The 2,110-nt window shown below is 46.8% G+C and carries 2 protein-coding genes and 1 pseudogene; all 3 read right to left on the reverse strand.

Annotated elements, in window-relative coordinates; all coding sequences use genetic code 11:
• Positions 1 to 264: 264 nt before the first annotated feature.
• Positions 265 to 879, reverse strand: a complete 615-nt coding sequence (locus tag J1785_RS01455) for a hypothetical protein (RefSeq protein ID WP_238483022.1) — start codon at positions 877 to 879, stop codon at positions 265 to 267.
• A 698-nt stretch (positions 880 to 1,577) separates the two neighbouring features.
• Positions 1,578 to 1,853, reverse strand: a complete 276-nt coding sequence (locus tag J1785_RS01460; protein ID WP_217218649.1) for a hypothetical protein — start codon at positions 1,851 to 1,853, stop codon at positions 1,578 to 1,580.
• Between the two features lie 23 nt (positions 1,854 to 1,876).
• Positions 1,877 to 2,110, reverse strand: a pseudogene (locus J1785_RS01465) (hypothetical protein); the annotation flags it as partial.

Raw genomic sequence — 2,110 nt, forward strand, 5'->3', positions numbered from 1 at the left:
AAGCTGGGTTAGACATTTTATTTCCTTAATGTTGAGTTTCGACTTCTTTCCCGATAGTCTTCTAATTTGGCGACGCCTCTTGACACTGAGAAGAAAATTATCAGCCATACGGCGGCATAAACGAATTTCAGCGGCCACGCCACGGGCAGCATCAGACATCCGATTAACCCGCCAACGAATAACACGGATTCAAAAAAATTCCATATCCAGGCGGCGGTAAATAACACCATTTTCACCCCGCTTTTCAGAACTCTGTGTAGCCGCTTATTGTGTGACATGCAGCTTTCGCCCTACAGCATCGATTATCCTGTCAAACACAGGCTGGCCGCGTGTGGCACCAGCATGGACAGCGTCAATAAACGGTTTAACGGCGGGTTCAAACAAAAAATAGGTGAGGTCATAATCGTGTGGCCGGAGCAGCGCGTAAATTTCCGGTGCCTCGATGGCGAGGCTTTCAGACATTCTTATCGAGCGTTCGCTCATTCCCCCGATAAGCAGAATCATCGTCACCCTGCCGATCCAGTTTTTGGCACTTTGCGCACCAATAAATGGCACTCTCGTCAGCACCGCCGACCCAATTATCGCAATAAGTTTCGCGGTAAGGAATCGCCCGGCCATTGAGGAAACGGCACCGCGATAGGCATTGTTTTGCTGAGATACGGAGGCGTATTTATCGAATTCTTTAAATAGGATCTCTACGGCATTGGTTATATGTTTATAATTCAGGATGTCATTATGAATTGCTTCCGCCATGCGAAAACGTTGTGTCTGTTGCGCATAACGGGAATCGGTATCCATATATCCCCAGGCGAGATAACCCATATCGAGCGGAACGGTAAGCGCACCGTTTATTAATCCGGTAATTGTGGTGGGCGACATGATGATGTCTGCAATTCTGTTCGCAATGTTTTCTATATCACTTGTTATCTTATCGACTGCTACCACGGTACACCTCCCTGGTTTCGTGTTCACATAACCTTAATACAGATAAGGTTAAATAACGAAATACTATATTACTACCTTTACCGCTGAAACGTGCGTCCGGACACTGAATATCAGGGGGCGGTCTAGAACTACCAGACTTCCGCTTTTGGCACAAAGCTGCCTGTCATGCCTGCTTTAAAAACTGGCTTAACGTAGGATACTTTCAGCTTTCCAGGTGGCTGCCAATCAGGCTATATCATTTTTTAACGGAACTGATTGTGGCTAACTGTTTGTTTCCGGTTGCTTTCACGATGGACGTTTACCGTGGCCCCACAACTTACAGGCCAACCAATTGCATCTTTTTGACGCTCGCATTGAAACAATATTTTTTGAGCAACTTCTTCCTCAACAGCATGGTGCGTACTCGGTGTAATTGAGACAGGACTCATCTGGCCCTCCATTTGCCCCGGCAGAATCATCAACCAGAACGAATCCATTAACGTTGTGTTGCGTTGATGACCATCTGGACGATGCGTCCGCATGGGCGAACGATGTTGACGCCAAATAAACGAGAGCTGTAAATATATAGATTAGTTTCAGACGCATAAGCAGCACCTTTTTGGAAAAACACTATTTGCCTGAGAGCGCTTACCTTAATTGCTACATGGGACGGCGGTGCCGCCTTTACCAGCCGCACCGCCTTTACCTCCTTTACCGCCCTGCCCGTTGTTACCGTCCTTACCCGGCTGCCCATCTTTACCAGAATGCCCGCATTTTACCGTCACTGCCTTAAGGGAACTGGCCTGGTCTGCTGACACAGGGATTGTGGCTGTACTGTTCTGCGTTATAGCATCTTCAGCATGTACTGCACCCGACAAGCAAAACTCAGTACAAAACAAAAATGCTACTAATTTAAGATTCATATTCACAAAGAAGTCTCCTCAACTGCGTGTTATAAAAACTGCCAGATCGTGTGATCTGGCAGCATGGGATTTATATGACCACCATCGCCACCATTATCGCTACCGCTTCCTCCGGTTCCACCTGCTCCGCCATCGCCTGCAAGAATAATCAGATGGTCAACAGAAGATGTATTGAAGTGATGGAGTGGTTCCGCTGCTCTGGATAACCCGTAAAGGAGATAAATAACAACGCTGCAATTCTGCTTACTTTCATAATTAAAACC

Origin of the sequence: Rahnella perminowiae (genome assembly GCF_019049755.1) — a bacterium.
GTDB lineage: Bacteria > Pseudomonadota > Gammaproteobacteria > Enterobacterales > Enterobacteriaceae > Rahnella > Rahnella perminowiae.